This window comes from Rickettsia tamurae, assembly GCF_000751075.1.
Taxonomy (GTDB): Bacteria; Pseudomonadota; Alphaproteobacteria; order Rickettsiales; family Rickettsiaceae; genus Rickettsia; species Rickettsia tamurae.
On the sequence record NZ_CCMG01000007.1, the window covers coordinates 16466 to 34158 of the forward strand.

Below are 17693 nucleotides of genomic sequence, written 5' to 3' on the forward strand. Positions count from 1 at the left end.
GTCATTCCCGCAAAAGCGGGAATCCAGTACTTTTTGCTGTCATCCCGTGGCTTGGACCACGGCATCCAAAAAACAACTTATAACACGCACTTTTCAACATTTTTATCTAGATACCGTGGTCAAGCCACGGGATGACATTATTATGAAAAAGATTATTTTTAACAAACAACGAGATTTGATATCAATTATAGCACCGGCGTAAGGTTGTCCTGATGCACAGGATAAACTAAAGAAAGCTATTGAAATACTAACTCTACAAGGGTTTAAAACTTTAGTAGATGATAAGATTTTTTCAGGTGATGAATTGCCTTTTTTCGCTGCTCCTAAAGAGGAAAGGCTAAGAACATTTAAAGAAGCTATGGAAAACGAACAGGTTAAAATAATTTGGGCTTTTCGTGGCGGATATGGATGCGGTGAATTTGTGGAAGATTGTTTTAATATAAAGCAAAAAGGCGATAAAATTCTGATAGGCTATAGCGATATTACCGTTTTGCATTTATTACTAAATAACCATTATAATATCCCAACTATTCACGGTTCAGTACTAACCTCGTTACTACCGCCTACTAATCAGGATATTACATCTATAATAAATGTTCTTAAAGGAGAAAAGAGTGAAATACAACTTATACCTATAAAGAAAATTAGTGAGGAAAATATAACCGGTAAAATAACAGGCGGAAGTTTAACGGTTTTTAGCAAATTAATAGGAACTTCTATTAACCTAAAAAAGGTAATATATTACTGCTTGAAGACGTTAATGAAAAAGCCTATGCCGTGCATCGTAATCTAGTTCAATTAAAAAATGCCGGTATATTTGACGATATAGAGGCGATAATTTTCGGTGATTTTACTAAAGGGGATGAGTTTGTAGAACAAGCTATAAAAAGTTTTTGTTTAAATCATATTCCGCATATAGAAGCTTATAAAGCAGTAGGAATAGGGCATGGAGAGGTAAATCATCCGGTTATTATGAATCATGAAGTAATTATAAGCAGTAATGTTTTAAGTTTTACTAGCCCTTTTGAAATAGTAGAAAACAAATGACAAATTCTATCAGAATAGGTACAAGAAAAAGTCCGCTTGCTTTAATACAAACTAATTTAGTTATTCAGCAAATTAAACAATTTTTTCCTGATATTAATTGTGAAATAGTACCAATTATTACTAGCGGGGATTTAATCCAAAATAAACCATTATACGATGTAGGCGGCAAAGCTTTATTTTTAAAGGAAATAGAGCAAGCTTTGCTTGATAAAAAAATTGACTTAGCCGTTCATTCTTTAAAAGACGTACCTGGTAGAATACCCGAAGAGCTAGTAATTGCTGCCGTTTTAGAGCGTGAAGATCCTAGAGATGTTTTTGTATGTTTAAATTATAAATCCATAAAAGAACTGCCGCAAAATGCCGTAATAGGTAGCTCGGCAGTACGAAGAAAAGCATTCATCCAAAAAATAAGACCGGATTTAAAGGTAACGGTTTTTAGAGGGAATGTTGATTCAAGAATAAAAAAGTTAATGACCGGCGAAGTTGATGCGACAATTTTAGCATACGCAGGGCTGAAAAGGTTAGGGGCATTTAATCCAGAATACTGTCATTTGATAGAATATTCACAGATGTTACCGTGTATAGGGCAGGGAGTCATTGCAGTTGAAATACGACAAGATGATAATGCTATGCTTGAGATATGCAACCAAATTAATCATATTCCTACCTTTGAACTAATAAAACCTGAAAGAGCTTTTTTAGAATATCTAGATGCTAATTGCCGTACCCCGATTGCTGCTTACTCTAAATATTTAGATGCGGATCCTAGACATCTTCCCAAACTCGCTTATAGGGAAAAATTTGAAGAAAACACGGAACGCAGCACCGCAACGTACAAATTACCCCTAGAAGTAGAGTTTGGGAAGGTGTCTAATATACAAACCGATTTTATGCTCGGTAACCTTGACGGTAGTAAAATAACTTTCCATACTGAAACCACCAATATAAAAACTTCAAAAGAAGCAGGTATAAAAGCCGCTAAAATGATGTTGGAGCAACTGGATAAATAGATATTTAGGGAATATATTTAAGGATTTTTAACCAATAAAAAAATGACCAGGATTTTACTAGATAAATATACTAAGCACTATAAAGAAAATAAAAGGGCATGATACTATAAACTGAGCTGGCGGATAGGGTGGGATTCGAACCCACGGTACGGTTGCCCGTACGCCAGTTTTCAAGACTAGTGCCTTAAACCGCTCGGCCACCTATCCAAGAAGATTCATACCAAATAATCTTATATATTTCAAGGGAAATCTTGCAATATATAAATTTAAATTACAAATCCGAATTGTTCTTTCACTTCGTTAACCGTTTCAGAAGCTCTAATTATTGCTTTTTCTGCTCCTTTGTGTAGTATTTTTAATAAATATTCTTTATCATTCATTAATTCTAAATATTTATCACGTATCGGTTGTAGATTTGTAATAATAATTTCTGCCAAATCTTCTTTAAATTTTGCAAAACCTTGGTTTTGATAATTATCGATTATTTTTTCTAAGCTTTCTTCGGATAAACTTCTATAAATATCTAATAAATTACTAATTTCCGGTCTTGTTTCTTTATCATAGCTAACAAAGCTTAAATGATCGGTTTTAGCTTTTTTTATTTTTTGATGAATAAGATCGTTATCGTCTTTTAAATTGATACGGGAAAAATCCGAAATATCAGATTTACTCATTTTCTTTAATCCATCCCGTAAACTCATGATTCTTGTACCTGTTTCACTAATTAAAATATCCGGGACTTTTAGAATTTCTTTATCAAATCTCCTATTTATCACACCTGCAATATCTCTTGTTAGCTCTAAATGCTGCTTCTGATCCTCGCCTACAGGCACTATATCAGCTTTATATATTAAGATATCCGCTGCCATAAGTACCGGATAGGAAAATAGCCCAAGGCAAGCCTTTTCTTGATCGCTACCTGCTTTATCTTTAAATTGCGTCATTCGCTTTAACCATCCAAGCGGTGTAACACAATTTAGTAGCCAAGCAAGTTCAGTATGCTCTTTCACCATACTTTGGGCAAAAATCGTTACTTTGTCGGGGTTAAGCCCTGCTGCTAAATAAACAGCAAGCCCCCCCATAATTGAATTATTAAGTTCTGATGGCTTAATATCAACCGTGATAGCATGCAAATCTGCTAAGAAGAAAAAACAATTATATTCTTCCTGTATTTTAACCCAGTTTCTAATTGAACCTAAATAGTTACCGAGATGTAAAGAACCGGTTGCTTGCACACCGGAAAGAACAGTTTTTTTCATTTAATACCTTTTTATTTTACTCATTGTAAAATTATGTTATAAATACCATTTTAATTAATGTAATTATCTTAATAATTATGCTGTGGCGTTTAAGAATTTTATCATTTTACGTATTATTATCGTTATTTACATTTATTTTTTTTCTTATATGTTACATACCCGTAACATTTTTCAATGTCAACTATCAAATAAGATATAGAATTGCCATTATCTTTTCTTATGCTTTTGTATGGCTTGCAAAAATTTGTTGCGGTTTAAAATATGAAGTAGAGGGGCTTGAGAAATTACCGGAAACAATCTCAATAGTCGTATCTAATCACCAATCCTTTTGGGATCAAATGTTTATGCAGTTGATTATTCCTAAACATTCTTGGGTATTAAAGCGTGAATTATTTAATATCCCCTTGCTTGGTTGGGGACTTCGGATGGTTAAACCTATTGCGGTTGACCGTGGTACTAATAGCTCGGTTGCTCAGATTTTAAGAGAAGGTCAGGAAAAAATAAAAGAAGGATTATGGTTAATAATATTTCCGGAATCAACTAAAGTTCCGCCTGATAGAACGGTGAAATTTAAGCCAAGTGCCGTAAAGCTTGCTTCAATTACTAAAGTTCCAATTGTAATGATGGCTCATAATGCCGGTTTATTTTGGCCTAGAGGGTTTTGGTTTAAGCAGCCTGGAACTATAAAGGTAAAGATTATAGGTGTAATAGAAAAAGAAGAAATAGAGCAAACTGACGTACGTATACTTAATGACAAGGTTGAGCAAATTATTAACAGTGAAAAGCAAAAATTATTAAATTAATATTAGGTTTTAAAAATAATTGTATTATCATAAAATTGCAACTTAGTTCTTATGGAGGTATTTATGGTAAGTACAGCACCGTTAAAATTAATTGCAGTTATCGATAGTAAACAAATGATGCTTTATGACGCTCAAGGAGTTAAAATTACTACTAATAAACCTTTAAAATTATCTTTAGATTTAGAGGAACATCACCACCATAGAGAAAAAAGACAAAGCCCTTACCAAAATAAATCTACCCCAGGATCACTTTTTGAGCCGCATACTTCACTAAAAGATATAGAACATAAAGAAGCAGCAAGGAGCGTTATTAAACATTTAGAGAAAGTAACTACTGCTGATCAAGCTAAATATAAGGAGTTGATTATTGTAGCAGAACCGCAAATGCTTGGATGTGTTAGACAAAAACTTAAAAACGGTCTAAAAAAGATGATTACTAAAGAAATTGCTAAGGATTTAGTGCAACATAGCGTAGATGCAGTCGAACGAGCAGTATTTTCTTAGATCATCTTTATATGTCATTCCCGCGAAAGTGGGAATCCAGCAAAACCTATAAAAAACTTGTTTTTTTAGGTTTATTTTGTCAATTGATGCGTAATTTTTGTACTAGTATTAAGGTTATTTTTTTGGATTCCCGCTTTCGCAGGAATGACATAGAAGTCGTACAACAAGGTTTTTAGTCGCTTGCAATGATGATACAAATTAGATGCCTAACTTATTAAACATTTCTTTTGTATTATTTGAGATAGTTAAACCAATTTGCTTATTCTGTATCCTCAAAAGTTTTTATAGTCTTTTCATTAGGAATCTTAATATGTGGTTTGAAAGGCAAACCGCCGCTATTTATACATTGATTTAGGAATATCCTCATGGCTTCCGACATAGTCATCCCCATTTGCTTAAATATTTCTTCTGCTTTTGTCTTTGAAACACGTAATCTAATATCTACCGTATTCATAGCTCCATTCAGTTATTATTATCCGCTATAGTCAAATGATTTGACTACATTTTAGTATATATGGCGGCATGCGTCAATACAATCATATTTTAATTAAGAATAGTTGCACTAATAAGAAAAAGTGGTAAAATATCATATCGAACAAATTAAATATTATGAATAATTATGCCGCAAATTTATTTTAACGGTCCGGAAGGACGAATTGAAGGAAGATATGCAAAAGCTACCTCACCTAATGCTCCTATTGCATTAGTTCTTCATCCTCATCCTTTATATGAGGGTAATATGAATAATAAAGTAGTTTATAATGCCTATAAGATTTTAGCAGATAACGGTTATACCGTCTTACGTATTAATTTTAGAGGAGTAGGGGGATCGCAAGGTAAATTTGATAACGGAGTCGGTGAAGTTGTTGATGCGGGGGCAGCTCTCGACTGGTTACAGCAGAATAACCCAAATGCTCAGTCTAATCTGATATTAGGATTTTCGTTCGGAGCATGGATAGCTATGCAACTTGTAATGCGACGTCCGGAAATAAATCATTTTATTGCTATTTCGCCACCGGTTAATACAATTCATAAATATGATTTTTCATTCCTTTCACCTTGTCCTATCCCAGGATTTATATTACAGGGAGATAATGATAGTATAGTATCGGCAGATGATGTAAAAGACCTAGCAAATAAATTATCTAAGCAACAATCCTATATTAAAGTTGATTATAAAATTATCAATGGGGCTGACCATTTCTTTCGTTATAAAACTGAAGAATTTTCTAAAGCAATAAATGATTATTTAATAACAATCCAATCTAATTATCATCACCATAATAATAATGTAAATGAAGAAATTAGTAAGAGCCAAAAGAAACTATTTTTATATTAGTTTTTGTTGTGTGGTTCGGCTTATCTGTCATTGCGAGCAGCCGTAGGCTGCACGGCAATCTCATGAAATGATAACAAACTCCTGAAATTGCTTCATCAAAATTTTTAATTTTTCCTCGCAATGACGCTAAAACTGATCCATGTCACAACATCTACAATTCTAAATAAGCTTCCATTGCCAAAATTAATATTTCATCTTTTTTAGCATCTAACTCTTGAGTTAATTCTTCGTAAATTTGTCTATCTGATAGAGAAGTGAATTTTTTAAATAGCTGCACTAATTTTAAAGAGGGGATAATACAAAAAGCATCTTTTAATATTTTGATCTTTTTATTAACATTAAGCTTATCATTTAAATTAAAGTAAAATTCTAGTAATTCGTCGTTATAAAAATTTAAATCTACAGCCGTTTCCAAATAATCTATAGCATTAGCCGTATTATTACCTTCTACTTCCTGCTTCGCTGCTAATAAATAATACTCAGCAATTTCCGGCATAGAATCATGTTTATGAAATTTTGCAAGCTTGTTCGTTATAAAAATAAATTTCGTCCATAGAGAAAGTCTAGCATAACAACGCATTAAAGTAATTAAATTGTCACTATCAAGTTCATTGAAATTATAAGCCTTTGTTGCGTAATTTTCTGCTTTCTCATACAAAGATTTATCATAATAAAGTTTTGCTAGGTTTTTGCTACCGTAAAAAACAAATTCTTTAGATGTAATAAGTTTTTGAAAATAGGAAATTTTTCTATCTACATCCTCTTCAGTTACGGCTAAGATTAAATTATGGAATTCTTGTGAATCTTTTAGATCTTCAGAAGATAAATTTTTGCGGGCAATAGAAGCAGATTTAGCTTTATTATTCATAATATATTCGGCAAAAGCTAAAATTAAAGCATATCTATCATGATTAATTTTTCGTTTATTAAAAATATTATGTATTTTAGACGGTAAATCGATAATTAATATTAGAAACCTAATGACAATAAAACAAGAAATTAGTAATAATAATCCTAAAATAAGACTAAAGAACAAAGTAGTCTCAATATTATAATCGTATAAACTAATAAAAACTTTTGAATCAAAGCTCTCTATTAAAGTAAACCCGAAATAAAGCAGTAAAAAAGTAGCACATATTAATAATAACCTAAACATCTTTATTTACAAACTCCTGCATAAATTTTTCTGAATAAAGAAAATCGATTAAATAGTTTAATTTCTCTAAAATTAGAGCTTTATCTTGTTCTTTTACCATCATAGCGGAAGGTTTTTTCTCAATTTTGATAAACTTCTCCAGCCACTTATGGTTGGTAGGAAAAATTACTTCCGTACTACTTGATTTAGAAAAAAGATAATTATTATTATATGCTTCTAAGTTATTTAAAATATCCCTTATATCTTGAGGCAGCAGGCGGGATTTTACTAGTCTTAGTTCTTTACTATAATCCTTATCTTGCATGAAATTATATAATAATAGATTTACATTTAATAAGTAATTAATATAGTCAATTGATCCCCATCCGCCTACATCATCACTCGTCGCTCTCCTATTAGTTATAGGCTTCGCTCCTTGTTCCTTGTATCCGAATGAAGCTGAATTGACTACAGTTTCTAATTTTGGTTCTACTAAATTAGTCAGTGCTTCAGGAAACTTTAAAGAACTTACGTAATTTAAAAGCGACTTGGTAGATAATAGAGGGGCTGCTTCCTTTTCTTCCAGGGTAGTATTTTCTTTATTTTCTACTGCTTGATCAGAAATTTGGCTTAAATCTTTATTTTCACTTTTAAACAGTTTTAAAATATCGGATCTATTATAATAAAGAGTAAAAGAAGATAAGACAAATATTACTATTGCTATAAAAAAGATATTTTTGCTTTTAAATAAACTATCGAATTTTTGCATTTTCAGATAATAACTTGATTACATCGTTAGGGTTCTGATCATCACAATAAACCACATTTTTTATAAAAGGTCTAACTATATTTGCGACTTTCAAACTTATAGCTACAACTAAACTATCTTGTAAGTATTCTAGTAAATTATTTTGAAGTAATAATCTTACAAAAGTCTTAGCACTATTCTGAGAATAAAGAAGTATAAAGTCAATATTGCTTTTAAATTCTTTTATAATAGATAAGGGCAGCTCATTCAAATATTCTACATTATAAATGATATGTCTAGCTATTTTATTAGACAAATCTTTAGTAATTTCATTTGAAGATAAATATATAGTCTGCTCATATAAATCAGGAGGAAAATGCTTAATCAAATCTTCCACGTTTTTAGCAGTATAAATTACTTTCTTGCCTAATAATCGTTTTGACTTACTACCTACTACCCAAACATCTTGTTTTAAGTTATAACTGGCTAAGATATTTGCCGCATATTTACTAGTTATTATTATATTTGAGTAATTATCTAAAATATCGATATTAAAATCTAGAGTTTTATATTTAATTAAAGGACAATGAATATAAAGTAAATCTAAATTATATTTACTTATTTCCTTTATAGTTTCATTATTTTCTTCAATATTTCTAGTTAATAAAACCGATTTCATACAATATTTGTACTCCAATATAAAAAGCAATTGCCCAAATAATAATAGCAGCTATTTTATTAATTATGGTTAAAATCGTACTACTTTTATTTAGCTTTCTGATATTATAACCTGCAACTGCTAAAGAAAAAAACCATATCCAAGATATAAGTATGCAAGTTAAAGTAAATATAATTTTTGCAATACCGTTATACTTTAAAGCACTAGTACCTATTACTATAATCGTATCCATAATTGCATGCGGATTTAATATTGACACCGATATAGCAAATAAAATTTGTTTTTTAGCTGAAAAAGCCCCGGAATTCATCATTGTAAGATCAATAGGAGGCTGATTCCAAGTATTATATCCCATATAAATTAAGAACATAAATCCAATAATAAATATAGATAATTTTAACCAAGAAATTTCAAGAATTAATAAAGATATCCCAAGAACTGCCATACATATAAGAATAGTATCACATATTGAGGCTGCAATTATGCTAGGTAAAGCCTTGCTAAATTTTGGCTGTTTTGCTCCTTGATTAAATATAAAAATATTCTGTACTCCAAGCGGCACTATTAAACCGAGAGCTAAAACGATGCCATGTAAAAAAGCACTTAATATATCATTCATTATTGTAATTTAGTTTTTATTTTTAATAATATTAATAAAGACGGGATAGTTATAATAGTAGTAAATAAAAAGAAATTTTGCCAACCAAAATTTACTACCATATAGCCTGAAATTATAGGAAAAATTGAGCGTGAAATTCCCATCATCGATGAAAGAAAAGAATATTGAGTAGCTCGAAATTTACCTTGACAGAGTGAAGAAATAAAAGCGATATAAGCAGTCATCGTCATACCACCGACAATACTTTCTATTCCTATCGTAATAAATAATAATAAAGAATTTTTACCGTTTATTTCAAGAAAAATAAATAAAATATGTCCTAAAGCATGAATAATACCAAATAAAAATATACTATTTAATATATTTTTATGTTTCATAATAACACCGCCGACAAGTCCACCGATTATAGCTCCTACAACGCCCCAAAACTTTCCAACGCTTGCTATTTCAAAAGCATCATACTCAAGATGAAGCAAAAACGGATTAATCATAACATTAATTAAGTTATCCGGTAATCTATATAATACTAGGAAAATTAATATAAGAGTAATGAAATAAACAGAACCTATAGGTTTTAACGCATTATATATAAAATTTATTATGTTTTTTTTATTTTGATTATTTTTTATATCATTCTTGATTATCTGTATATGTATGTTCTCGTTTAAATAACAATACTTAATTCCTACTATCAATAAAATTAAATAAATAAATACTAAACCGGCAAAGATTTTATATATTTCATTAAATGTTAAATAAATAGATAAATAAATAGCTCCAGAACCGGCTAAAAGCATACCGGCTCGATAACCGAATATATATATTCCTGAAGTAAACCCAAGCGATTCTTTAGGTACTATTTCCATTCTTAAAGCACTTAATATAGTATCTTGGGCGGCACTAAAAAAAGAAATAATTAAAGCCGTGAAAGCAAATAATAATAGATTAGTACTAGGATCTAGAAAGCTGAAAATATATATAAGAAATATCAATGCACTACTAGTTAAGCAAATCCAAGATAATCTATGACCGAATATTTTGTTTAAATATTTAATTTGCACTGCATCAAAAATCGGTGCTAACAAGAAATTAATAGAGTAGGGAAGCGTTATGAATGATAATATACCGATTGTTTGCAATGCTATATCTTCTTTAGCAAGCCAATAATTTAAAGTATTACCGGTAATCATTAGATTGAAACCGCTAATAAGCCCAAACAACCAAATAATACATAAACGAGAGTTATTTAACATGAATTTATATACTTCGAGTAAATGAAGAATTGATAGACGAAGATCAACTTCAAAAAGAGCAAAGAGTCTATAATGCGAGGAGCGGAGCGTATACTTAATACGTGAGCACCGCAGAACTTATGAGACGACTTAGCCAATTTTTGAAGTTCATCGAGTATATATGCCTTTAGCTCTAAGTTCCTATAGGCTTAATATGCAAAAATGTGAGTATTCTGTTTATTTGCAGCATGTAATGTAATTATGTTATTTTAATTTCTCAATATCTTTCTTATCTAATTTTGTTATTTTCATAATAGCTTCTAAAGAAAGTCCTTCTTTTTTCATTTCTTTAGCCATAGTAATTTTCTCTTTTTTTCTACCTTCTTCAATACCTTCTTGTTTCCAGCTATGAGCTAAGCTATTCATAAGTTTTCCTCCTAATTCAGGGTTTAAATGCGATTTAAGCATTTTTTCTATTTCTATTTTATCATTTTCCTTAATCTTATTCAAGGTGTAGGACAAAATTAGCTCTATATAATCTATACCGATATTAACTTTAATAAATTCTGGTAAAAGATCAGCTACTTCTTGCCATCTCTTTAATAAATCTCGTTCGTGGATATGTTTTAAAAAAAACTGCAAGATTCCGGACCAAGCTTTTTCTTTTAATTTTTCATCAGAAATATTTTGAACATTAATTAACTGATAATCATTAATCCATGTATTTTTTACAAGTTCACTATTTTCAAATAACTCCCATAGATTAGTAGGTGCATTATAGTTTTGTATACCATTGTAGAACACACAAGGGTACACAAAAGGAAATTTTTTGTTTCCTGTCGCTTTCCTATGATATTCAGCAATTTTTAACATATATTTAAACAAACGAAAAGCCATATACGGATCAGGAGTGCTTTGGTTTTCCAAAAGTAAAAATAAATATCCATTTTCATTATCAAATTTAGCTGAAAATAAAATATCTACTATAGATTTCTTTAGGCTACGCTCTACAAAACTATCTTTTTCCATTCTAAGAGTTTCAAAGGAAAGTAAAGTTTTAATATGTGGCGGTAGGTAGGTTTCAAAGAACTCTTGAGTAACTATAGGGTTTTCAAATGCAGCTCTTATAACCTCGTCATGTTTTGGCTTGCTATTTTTCTTTTTAGACATAAATAGCAATTACAGAATGCATAAAAATACAAGTTGTATTATGGATATTGGAACTTATAGTTATAAAAAGTTCTATAGTACCATACGTGAAGATCAATTAAATTTTGATTTAGTACTTGAGCAATTAGAAGATAGCGAATCTTTAAGCTCAAAAGATAAAGCAAGGTTAGAAAAATTTTGCTCTTTTCAAGTAGAAGATGGAATGGTGCGTTTAGAGGTAGCAAAGGGTTATGATTGCTTACTACGTCTTTATCTAGACAAAAATGCTACTTTAGTTCAGCAATATAAAGCGATTAAAAACGGTAGTTACGGTTTAGATACTTTATATACTAAAAAAGCTGCAGTTAATTTAGCTAAACTTATTATTTTAGGTCACGAAGGGAAAGTAAAAGAAATATTAGAAAAAAAAATGATGATGATTTCCTAAAATATTATAGCGGTTATACAACGGATGAGGCTCCTTTTTTAAACAGTTTAATCTCTCTTAATATACCGGAACTTACTGCTAGATGTTTTATAGGCTTAGCTTAATTCATTTACTAGGCAGGTCATCTTTTAATGAAAAAACTATACAAACTGATTACAAGCTTGCCATAGAAGAAATACAAAATGTAATTAAACTAACCGGTATAAGGCAAAATAATATACTCGATATAGCATTAACTATTAATGATAAGTTTGCTATTCATGCTGGTGCAGTAATATCCTCTAGTTTACTAAATAGCGATTTAGATAGTTTCTATAGATTTCATATTGTTATGGATTCTAATGACCCTGTTAGTCAAGAATCAATGGGAAAATTAGCTTCCATGAAATATATCAGAGATTATTCTATAGATTTTACTACTTTTCCTGAAAATATATTAAATCAAGCTTTAACCGATAAGAAAATAAAATTTTCGGATAATTGGCCTAGTTTAGTATTGTAGTGCTGCATGATTTGAATTCTCTTAAAAAAATAGATATGAGTGATTATATTGCGGCGGGTAGCATAGATACAGGTATTACATATTGTAATCATAAAGTAACAGAAGAATGTAAAAGAAATATAGCTCATTCTTATTAAAAAATATGCGAGAAAAACAAGATAAAAATATGCTTTTAGAAACTTTACAAAATTCAAAATGTGATTTTTCTTTTCCTGACCAAGATTTATTAAATGTTGCATTTCAGCATTATATTTATCCCTTATCGATAAGATGGAACTTTTTTACATATTTTGAGACTCAAGGCCCTTATTTTTCTTACTTCATTTTACACTATGCAGGACCTAAGCCATGGACTACTGATAAGCAGGAATTATGGAAGACAAATCAGGACAAATTAGATAAGATCACAAAATATTACTGGCGATATGTAGTATAAATTAATTATTTTAATTGACTTTAGCACTTAAGAGATTTAAAAATTAACTTTAATATGTAAGGTTACAATAAAAATGTTACCGCCTAAAATTTTCTTTGAAAAAGTTAAAGAAATAATTTGGCCTATAGAAAGGAAAGAATTAAAGCTATTTATACCTATGGCTTTAATGATGTTATGTATCCTTTTTAATTTTGGGGCTTTAAGATCTATCAAAGATAGTTTAGTAGTACCCTCTATGGGGGCTGAAATTATTAGTTTCTTAAAATTATGGTTAGTATTACCCTCGTGCGTAATTTTTACCGTACTTTATGTTAAGCTTAGTAATAAATTAAATTTTGAATATATTTTCTACATTATAGTCGGCAGCTTTTTACTATTTTTCTTATTATTTGCCTATATTATTTATCCAAATCAAGATATTTATCATCCTAATGATGAAATGATAAATAATTTAATTGCTTCATACCCTAATTTTAAATGGTTCATTAAAATAGGTAGTAAATGGAGTTATGCGCTGATGTATATTTTCTCGGAATTATGGAGTGCAGTAGTCATAAACTTAATGTTTTGGCAGTTTGCCAATCACATTTTTGATACTTCTAAAGCTAAAAGATTCTATCCAGTTCTTGGAATGGTCGGCAATATCGGTCTTATAATAGCAGGCAGCGTACTTGTCTTTTTCTCAAGCGGGCAGAACGTCATTGGTTCAGAATTGTTACCGGATTCTTTTAATTCATCTGCCGGAAATGCTATAATGCTTCAGCCAATCATGTCAATTATTGTTACTGCAGGAATAATTGCTATGCTTCTATTTAGAATAATAAATAGATTTATTTTAACGGATTCCATAAATGTTTTAGGTACAAAAAAAGTTACGGCTAAAACAAAAACAAAACTTTCGGTAATTGAAAGTATCAAATTAGTAATTCACTCAAAATATATAGGTCGTATTGCTTTACTAATAATTTGTTATGGATTATTAATAAATATAGTCGAAGGACCTTGGAAAGCAAAAATAAAAGAATTACATCCGAACACTATAGACTATGTTAACTTTATGGGCAGGTTTAATATTTGGATGGGAATATCATGCGTTACTTTCATGGTAATAGGCAGCAATATTCTTAGAAGACTCGGTTGGCTCATTTCTGCATTATTAACTCCTATTATGTTGTCTATTACCGGCTTGGTGTTTTTTATCTTTATAATTTTTATTGAAGAAATAGGAGCATGTTTCGGTGATTTTAATCTTCTATATGTAGCGATTATTGTTGGAGCAATTCAGAACATACTTAGTAAATCGTCCAAATATTCATTATTCGATTCAACAAAAGAAATGGCGTATATTCCTTTATCTTTAGAGCTTAGAACTAAGGGAAAAGCTGCCGTAGAGGTAATAGGTACTAAATTCGGTAAATCGCTTGGAGCATTTATACAGTCTTTGATATTTATTATTATTCCGACTGCTACCTTTGATTCTATTATAATATATTTATTAGTAATTTTTATAGTTATGATGAGTTTATGGATTTGGAACGTTATAAAATTGAATAAGGAATATATAGAGCTATGTAAGTAGCTAAAGTGTCATACCGTGGCTTGACCACGGTATCTATAACAAATTAAAAACTGGATCCCGCGATCAAGTCGCGGGATGACACTGGAAAAACCGATCCACGCAACAAAGCCGATTTAAAGATGAAAAAAATTCTTAAAATAGTATTATTTATAACTATCTTTATTATACTCGCATATAGTGGGCTGTGGTTTACTATTATGTTCTCTTTATCACACTCTATAAATCAAAAATATGCCGGTACCAACCTTAATATAGAAGAGGCTGATAATAATCCTAATCAGCAATATCTTATTAAATTTTCCAAAGTTCAGCCCTATGGTTTTCCTTTTAAATTAGGTATTTCGGTAATTAATTGGCAAGAAGAGAGTATTAATAGAGCAATTGAATTTACCACACCGATAAATATCGGTTATGATTTACTTAAGCAGAAATTATTTATAAATTTTTCCGGAGAAGCATTCGGGCGATTTAAGCCGGTTGAAAGAGAGTTTGGAGTAAGGTTTTATAATGATAACTGCATATTATCAGCAAAGATACCGTTAAATTTTAAATTATTTGAAATAGTACGATCAAAAAAAGATTTATTTGAAGTTATAAATTTAATAGAAAATATTAAATTTACTTCCGGTAAAACAGAAATTCTTGACTTAGTCGATAATCAAAAATTATATGAAGAAGATCATACTATACTTACTATGTTATTTGACAAAAGTAAGTATTATACAAGTAAACAGGATTTCCTTGATAATATACCGCAAAAATTAGAAATTTATTATGAAACCGAAATAGTAAAAAGTAACCTTGAAGATAGAATAATACCTGCCGGCTTATTATTATATAGACCCGCTTGGAATAATAATTTCAAATTTTCTGGTAATTTCTTGATTAGTACTAGTAGTTTGCATTTTAAAGATATTGCTAAAGATTTAACAATTGAAGTTACTAATGCAAAAATAAATAGTAATAACTTTGAAAATAATATTAATTTATTATATAAAGGTAAGTTAAACGATTTCGGCAATAATAATATTGATCTTTTGGTAGATTCGCAATTTAAGCTAAAACCGGGTTTTATAATAGGTTCATTAGAATTTATAAAGAAATATTACGATAGGCAAACCTATCTGTTTAAACTTTCCGATAATAAGCTATATAAAGATTTTAATAATGAACTAAGCTATATTTTAAATAATAATAAACAATATAATTTTAGTATTTTTGAAGATAGGCAATATAATTTTAATTTAAATATTAATTTAGTTACTGAATTAAATAAATTAACTAGAGCACAGATAAATGCTTTAAGTCTATATTCAAACGCATCGGGATTTAATATAACAAATGAAACTATAGTAAATGCTCTTAAAGATTCTTACAGTAAAGGTACGATAGTAATTAATGATTACTCTAGAATAATAGATGTTTTAAGTCTATATGTATATGGGGTAGGGGATTTTAAAAACTTATCCAAAGAGAGCAAAGAAGTATACGGAGATGCTCTAAAATCATTTTTAAAAACCATTTCCGATCACCCGAATTCATCTAATTTAATTGACGCTAGTATTGAGTATGTATTTGATTTATCCGATTTAAACAAAGCTAAAATAGGTAATATAGATGATATAAATAAACTTATACCTTTATATTATTTGTCTTTATATCAAGCAGCAGTAAAAAAAGTGAAACCGGGAGAAAACGTAAAAGAAAAAATTATGGAATTAATTCCTAATGTTAATAAAAAAATATTAGAGGAATGTATACTCGATGAACTTAGTTAATAGTCATTGCGAGCGACTGCAAGGAGCGTGGCAATCTCAGGATTTTGGCACGAGATTGCTTCGTCAAAATTTTCAATTTTTTCTCGCAATGACGGAAAAATTTATAAAAATACCATGAATATTATAGTAAAAATACAGCAAGATTTAAAAGGTGAAGTAACTAAGTTAAACGATTTAATCATTAGCTGTTTAAAAAGTGATGAAGAGTTAATAGAAAAGGTCGGTAAATATTTACTAGATGCAGGCGGTAAAAGAATTCGTCCGCTTTTAACTATAATAACCGCTAAAATGCTTGATTATAAAGGCGATAATCATATAAAGCTCGCAAGTGCCGTTGAATTCATTCACACCGCCACATTGCTTCATGATGATGTGGTAGACGACAGCACTTTAAGAAGATTCAAACCTACGGCTAACGTTATTTGGGGAAGTAAAACAAGTATTTTAGTGGGTGATTTCCTCTTTAGTCAGTCTTTTAAGTTAATGATAGCTTCCGGTTCTATTAAAGCTATGAATGTTCTAGCTAAAGCTTCAGCGATTATTTCCGAAGGGGAGATAGTACAGCTAGTTAAGCTAAATGAGCGACGCATTATAACTATCGAAGAATATCAGCAAATAGTTAAATCTAAAACCGCCGAACTATTTGGAGCTTCTTGTGAAGTTGGAGCTATTATAGCAGAGCAGGTAGACCATGTTTCTAAAGATATGCAGGACTTTGGGAAATTACTCGGTACGATATTTCAGGTTATAGATGATCTACTTGATTATTGGGGTAATGATAAACAGGTAGGCAAAAATATCGGTGATGATTTCTTAGAAGGAAAAGTTACGTTACCGCTGATTTTTTTATATAATAAGCTAGAGCAAGACACACAGCTTTGGCTCGAAAATATAATTAAATGTGATAAGCGTACTAATGATGAGTTTATGCAAATACGTGACTTAATGGTAAAGCATGAAATCTACAATGAAATAATTAATTATTTGAGTAACTTAGAAAATGAAACAAATAAGTTATTAAATAAAATTCCGGTTCAGAATATTTATAAAGATCATTTGTTTTCTATTATTAGATTTATTTTGGATCGCTCTTATTAATCGTCATATTCTTTACGTTCGCTATTCTTTACGTTCGCTTGCAATGACGAATAACAACATTTGCATTCGTAGCTCAGCTGGATAGAGCGTTGCCCTCCGAAGGCAAAGGTCGTTGGTTCAAATCCAATCGAATGCACCAATCACTAAATTAACTCCATTTTCCATAATATAGATTATAGAACAATTACTTTTTTGCATATTCAGTGTTTCTTTAATTGTAAAAATATTGACGAATGGTTGGGACGGGAGGATTCGAACCTCCGAATGACGATACCAAAAACCGTTGCCTTACCACTTGGCGACGTCCCAATGTAGAAATTAGAAATGT

17 protein-coding genes, 3 tRNA genes and 2 pseudogenes are annotated in these 17693 nt (G+C 30.3%); 12 read left to right on the top strand and 10 right to left on the bottom strand.

All coding sequences use genetic code 11. The features are described 5' to 3' along the window. Positions 1-142: 142 nt before the first annotated feature. Together MB29_RS12305 and hemC are read left to right on the top strand one after the other, a co-directional pair. Positions 143-1047, top strand: a pseudogene (locus tag MB29_RS12305) (LD-carboxypeptidase). Continuing rightward, entirely contained in the window at positions 1044-2057 is a 1014-nt protein-coding gene (gene hemC / locus MB29_RS01075) for a hydroxymethylbilane synthase (RefSeq protein ID WP_032138717.1), read from the top strand. The pseudogene MB29_RS12305 and the gene hemC overlap by 4 nt, the downstream one beginning before the upstream one ends. A 117-nt stretch (positions 2058-2174) precedes the next feature. Here the strand turns inward: hemC and MB29_RS01080 are convergent. Then, positions 2175-2264: transfer RNA gene (locus tag MB29_RS01080), tRNA-Ser, on the bottom strand. Between the two features lie 59 nt (positions 2265-2323). Next, positions 2324-3316 carry a tryptophan--tRNA ligase gene (gene trpS / locus MB29_RS01085; protein ID WP_032138718.1) on the bottom strand — a complete coding sequence of 331 codons (993 nt, stop codon included), beginning with the start codon at positions 3314-3316 and terminating at the stop codon, positions 2324-2326. A gap of 77 nt (positions 3317-3393) precedes the next feature. Between trpS and MB29_RS01090 the strand changes: the two genes are divergently transcribed. Both MB29_RS01090 and MB29_RS01095 read left to right on the top strand, forming a co-directional pair. Next, positions 3394-4119 (top strand): lysophospholipid acyltransferase family protein, encoded by a 726-nt coding sequence (locus MB29_RS01090; RefSeq protein ID WP_032138719.1) that lies wholly within the window; start codon positions 3394-3396, stop codon positions 4117-4119. Positions 4120-4182: 63 nt separating this feature from the next. Next, positions 4183-4623 (top strand): host attachment protein, encoded by a 441-nt coding sequence (locus tag MB29_RS01095; protein ID WP_032138801.1) that lies wholly within the window; start codon positions 4183-4185, stop codon positions 4621-4623. A gap of 198 nt (positions 4624-4821) precedes the next feature. Here MB29_RS01095 and MB29_RS01100 read toward each other — a convergent pair. Continuing rightward, positions 4822-5077: pseudogene (locus MB29_RS01100) on the bottom strand (type II toxin-antitoxin system RelB/DinJ family antitoxin). A gap of 165 nt (positions 5078-5242) precedes the next feature. Between MB29_RS01100 and MB29_RS01105 the strand changes: the two are divergent. Then, positions 5243-5962: an alpha/beta hydrolase gene (locus MB29_RS01105; RefSeq protein ID WP_032138720.1), complete on the top strand. Its 720-nt coding sequence runs from the start codon at positions 5243-5245 to the stop codon at positions 5960-5962. A gap of 151 nt (positions 5963-6113) precedes the next feature. Here the strand turns inward: MB29_RS01105 and MB29_RS01110 are convergent, their stop codons facing one another. The 6 genes from MB29_RS01110 to MB29_RS01135 all read right to left on the bottom strand — a co-directional run bounded on the left by MB29_RS01110 (position 6114) and on the right by MB29_RS01135 (position 11545). Further along, positions 6114-7118: a tetratricopeptide repeat protein gene (locus MB29_RS01110; protein ID WP_032138721.1), complete on the bottom strand. Its 1005-nt coding sequence runs from the start codon at positions 7116-7118 to the stop codon at positions 6114-6116. After that, the gene (locus MB29_RS01115; RefSeq protein ID WP_032138722.1) at positions 7111-7866 is read right to left on the bottom strand and encodes a palindromic element RPE2 domain-containing protein; all 756 of its coding nucleotides are present in this window, start codon (positions 7864-7866) and stop codon (positions 7111-7113) included. The genes MB29_RS01110 and MB29_RS01115 overlap by 8 nt, the downstream gene beginning before the upstream one ends. Further along, entirely contained in the window at positions 7850-8524 is a 675-nt protein-coding gene (locus MB29_RS01120; protein ID WP_032138723.1) for a uroporphyrinogen-III synthase, read from the bottom strand. The genes MB29_RS01115 and MB29_RS01120 overlap by 17 nt, the downstream gene beginning before the upstream one ends. Next, on the bottom strand, positions 8502-9146 hold the full coding sequence (locus MB29_RS01125; RefSeq protein WP_215426169.1) for a LysE/ArgO family amino acid transporter: 645 nt from the start codon (positions 9144-9146) through the stop codon (positions 8502-8504). The genes MB29_RS01120 and MB29_RS01125 overlap by 23 nt, the downstream gene beginning before the upstream one ends. Beyond that, positions 9143-10396 (bottom strand): AmpG family muropeptide MFS transporter, encoded by a 1254-nt coding sequence (locus MB29_RS01130; protein WP_032138725.1) that lies wholly within the window; start codon positions 10394-10396, stop codon positions 9143-9145. The genes MB29_RS01125 and MB29_RS01130 overlap by 4 nt, the downstream gene beginning before the upstream one ends. A 243-nt stretch (positions 10397-10639) precedes the next feature. After that, the gene (locus tag MB29_RS01135; RefSeq protein WP_032138726.1) at positions 10640-11545 is read right to left on the bottom strand and encodes an Rpn family recombination-promoting nuclease/putative transposase; all 906 of its coding nucleotides are present in this window, start codon (positions 11543-11545) and stop codon (positions 10640-10642) included. 16 nt (positions 11546-11561) lie between these two features. Between MB29_RS01135 and MB29_RS12310 the strand changes: the two genes are divergently transcribed. The 7 genes from MB29_RS12310 to MB29_RS01175 all read left to right on the top strand — a co-directional run bounded on the left by MB29_RS12310 (position 11562) and on the right by MB29_RS01175 (position 17504). After that, positions 11562-11972 carry a hypothetical protein gene (locus tag MB29_RS12310; RefSeq protein WP_233418830.1) on the top strand — a complete coding sequence of 137 codons (411 nt, stop codon included), beginning with the start codon at positions 11562-11564 and terminating at the stop codon, positions 11970-11972. Positions 11973-12054: 82 nt separating this feature from the next. Continuing rightward, positions 12055-12474, top strand: a complete 420-nt coding sequence (locus tag MB29_RS12315; RefSeq protein WP_032138728.1) for a glycosyltransferase family 8 protein — start codon at positions 12055-12057, stop codon at positions 12472-12474. 142 nt (positions 12475-12616) lie between these two features. After that, positions 12617-12910 carry a glycosyltransferase gene (locus MB29_RS12320; RefSeq protein WP_233418831.1) on the top strand — a complete coding sequence of 98 codons (294 nt, stop codon included), beginning with the start codon at positions 12617-12619 and terminating at the stop codon, positions 12908-12910. A 73-nt stretch (positions 12911-12983) separates the two neighbouring features. Continuing rightward, complete coding sequence (tlc3, locus tag MB29_RS01155) at positions 12984-14489, top strand: nucleotide exchange transporter Tlc3 (RefSeq protein ID WP_032138729.1); 1506 nt, start codon at positions 12984-12986, stop codon at positions 14487-14489. Positions 14490-14608: 119 nt separating this feature from the next. Then, positions 14609-16267: a hypothetical protein gene (locus MB29_RS01160; protein WP_032138730.1), complete on the top strand. Its 1659-nt coding sequence runs from the start codon at positions 14609-14611 to the stop codon at positions 16265-16267. Between the two features lie 114 nt (positions 16268-16381). Next, positions 16382-17365: a polyprenyl synthetase family protein gene (locus MB29_RS01170; protein ID WP_032138732.1), complete on the top strand. Its 984-nt coding sequence runs from the start codon at positions 16382-16384 to the stop codon at positions 17363-17365. 62 nt (positions 17366-17427) lie between these two features. Then, a tRNA-Arg gene (locus tag MB29_RS01175) sits at positions 17428-17504 on the top strand. A 95-nt stretch (positions 17505-17599) separates the two neighbouring features. Here MB29_RS01175 and MB29_RS01180 read toward each other — a convergent pair. Continuing rightward, a tRNA-Gln gene (locus MB29_RS01180) sits at positions 17600-17674 on the bottom strand. Between the last annotated feature and the right edge of the window lie 19 nt (positions 17675-17693).

Coding starts and splice junctions, on each gene's coding strand:
- tlc3 (WP_032138729.1), top strand. CDS start 12,984: ATGTTACCGCCTAAAATTTTCTTTGAAAAAGTTAAAGAAATAATTTGG.
- MB29_RS01160 (WP_032138730.1), top strand. CDS start 14,609: ATGAAAAAAATTCTTAAAATAGTATTATTTATAACTATCTTTATTATA.
- hemC (WP_032138717.1), top strand. CDS start 1,044: ATGACAAATTCTATCAGAATAGGTACAAGAAAAAGTCCGCTTGCTTTA.
- MB29_RS01135 (WP_032138726.1), bottom strand. CDS start 11,545: ATGTCTAAAAAGAAAAATAGCAAGCCAAAACATGACGAGGTTATAAGA.
- MB29_RS12320 (WP_233418831.1), top strand. CDS start 12,617: ATGCGAGAAAAACAAGATAAAAATATGCTTTTAGAAACTTTACAAAAT.
- MB29_RS01170 (WP_032138732.1), top strand. CDS start 16,382: ATGAATATTATAGTAAAAATACAGCAAGATTTAAAAGGTGAAGTAACT.
- MB29_RS01090 (WP_032138719.1), top strand. CDS start 3,394: ATGCTGTGGCGTTTAAGAATTTTATCATTTTACGTATTATTATCGTTA.
- MB29_RS12315 (WP_032138728.1), top strand. CDS start 12,055: ATGTTTTATAGGCTTAGCTTAATTCATTTACTAGGCAGGTCATCTTTT.
- MB29_RS01095 (WP_032138801.1), top strand. CDS start 4,183: ATGGTAAGTACAGCACCGTTAAAATTAATTGCAGTTATCGATAGTAAA.
- MB29_RS01120 (WP_032138723.1), bottom strand. CDS start 8,524: ATGAAATCGGTTTTATTAACTAGAAATATTGAAGAAAATAATGAAACT.
- trpS (WP_032138718.1), bottom strand. CDS start 3,316: ATGAAAAAAACTGTTCTTTCCGGTGTGCAAGCAACCGGTTCTTTACAT.
- MB29_RS01130 (WP_032138725.1), bottom strand. CDS start 10,396: ATGTTAAATAACTCTCGTTTATGTATTATTTGGTTGTTTGGGCTTATT.
- MB29_RS01110 (WP_032138721.1), bottom strand. CDS start 7,118: ATGTTTAGGTTATTATTAATATGTGCTACTTTTTTACTGCTTTATTTC.
- MB29_RS12310 (WP_233418830.1), top strand. CDS start 11,562: ATGCATAAAAATACAAGTTGTATTATGGATATTGGAACTTATAGTTAT.
- MB29_RS01115 (WP_032138722.1), bottom strand. CDS start 7,866: ATGCAAAAATTCGATAGTTTATTTAAAAGCAAAAATATCTTTTTTATA.
- MB29_RS01105 (WP_032138720.1), top strand. CDS start 5,243: ATGCCGCAAATTTATTTTAACGGTCCGGAAGGACGAATTGAAGGAAGA.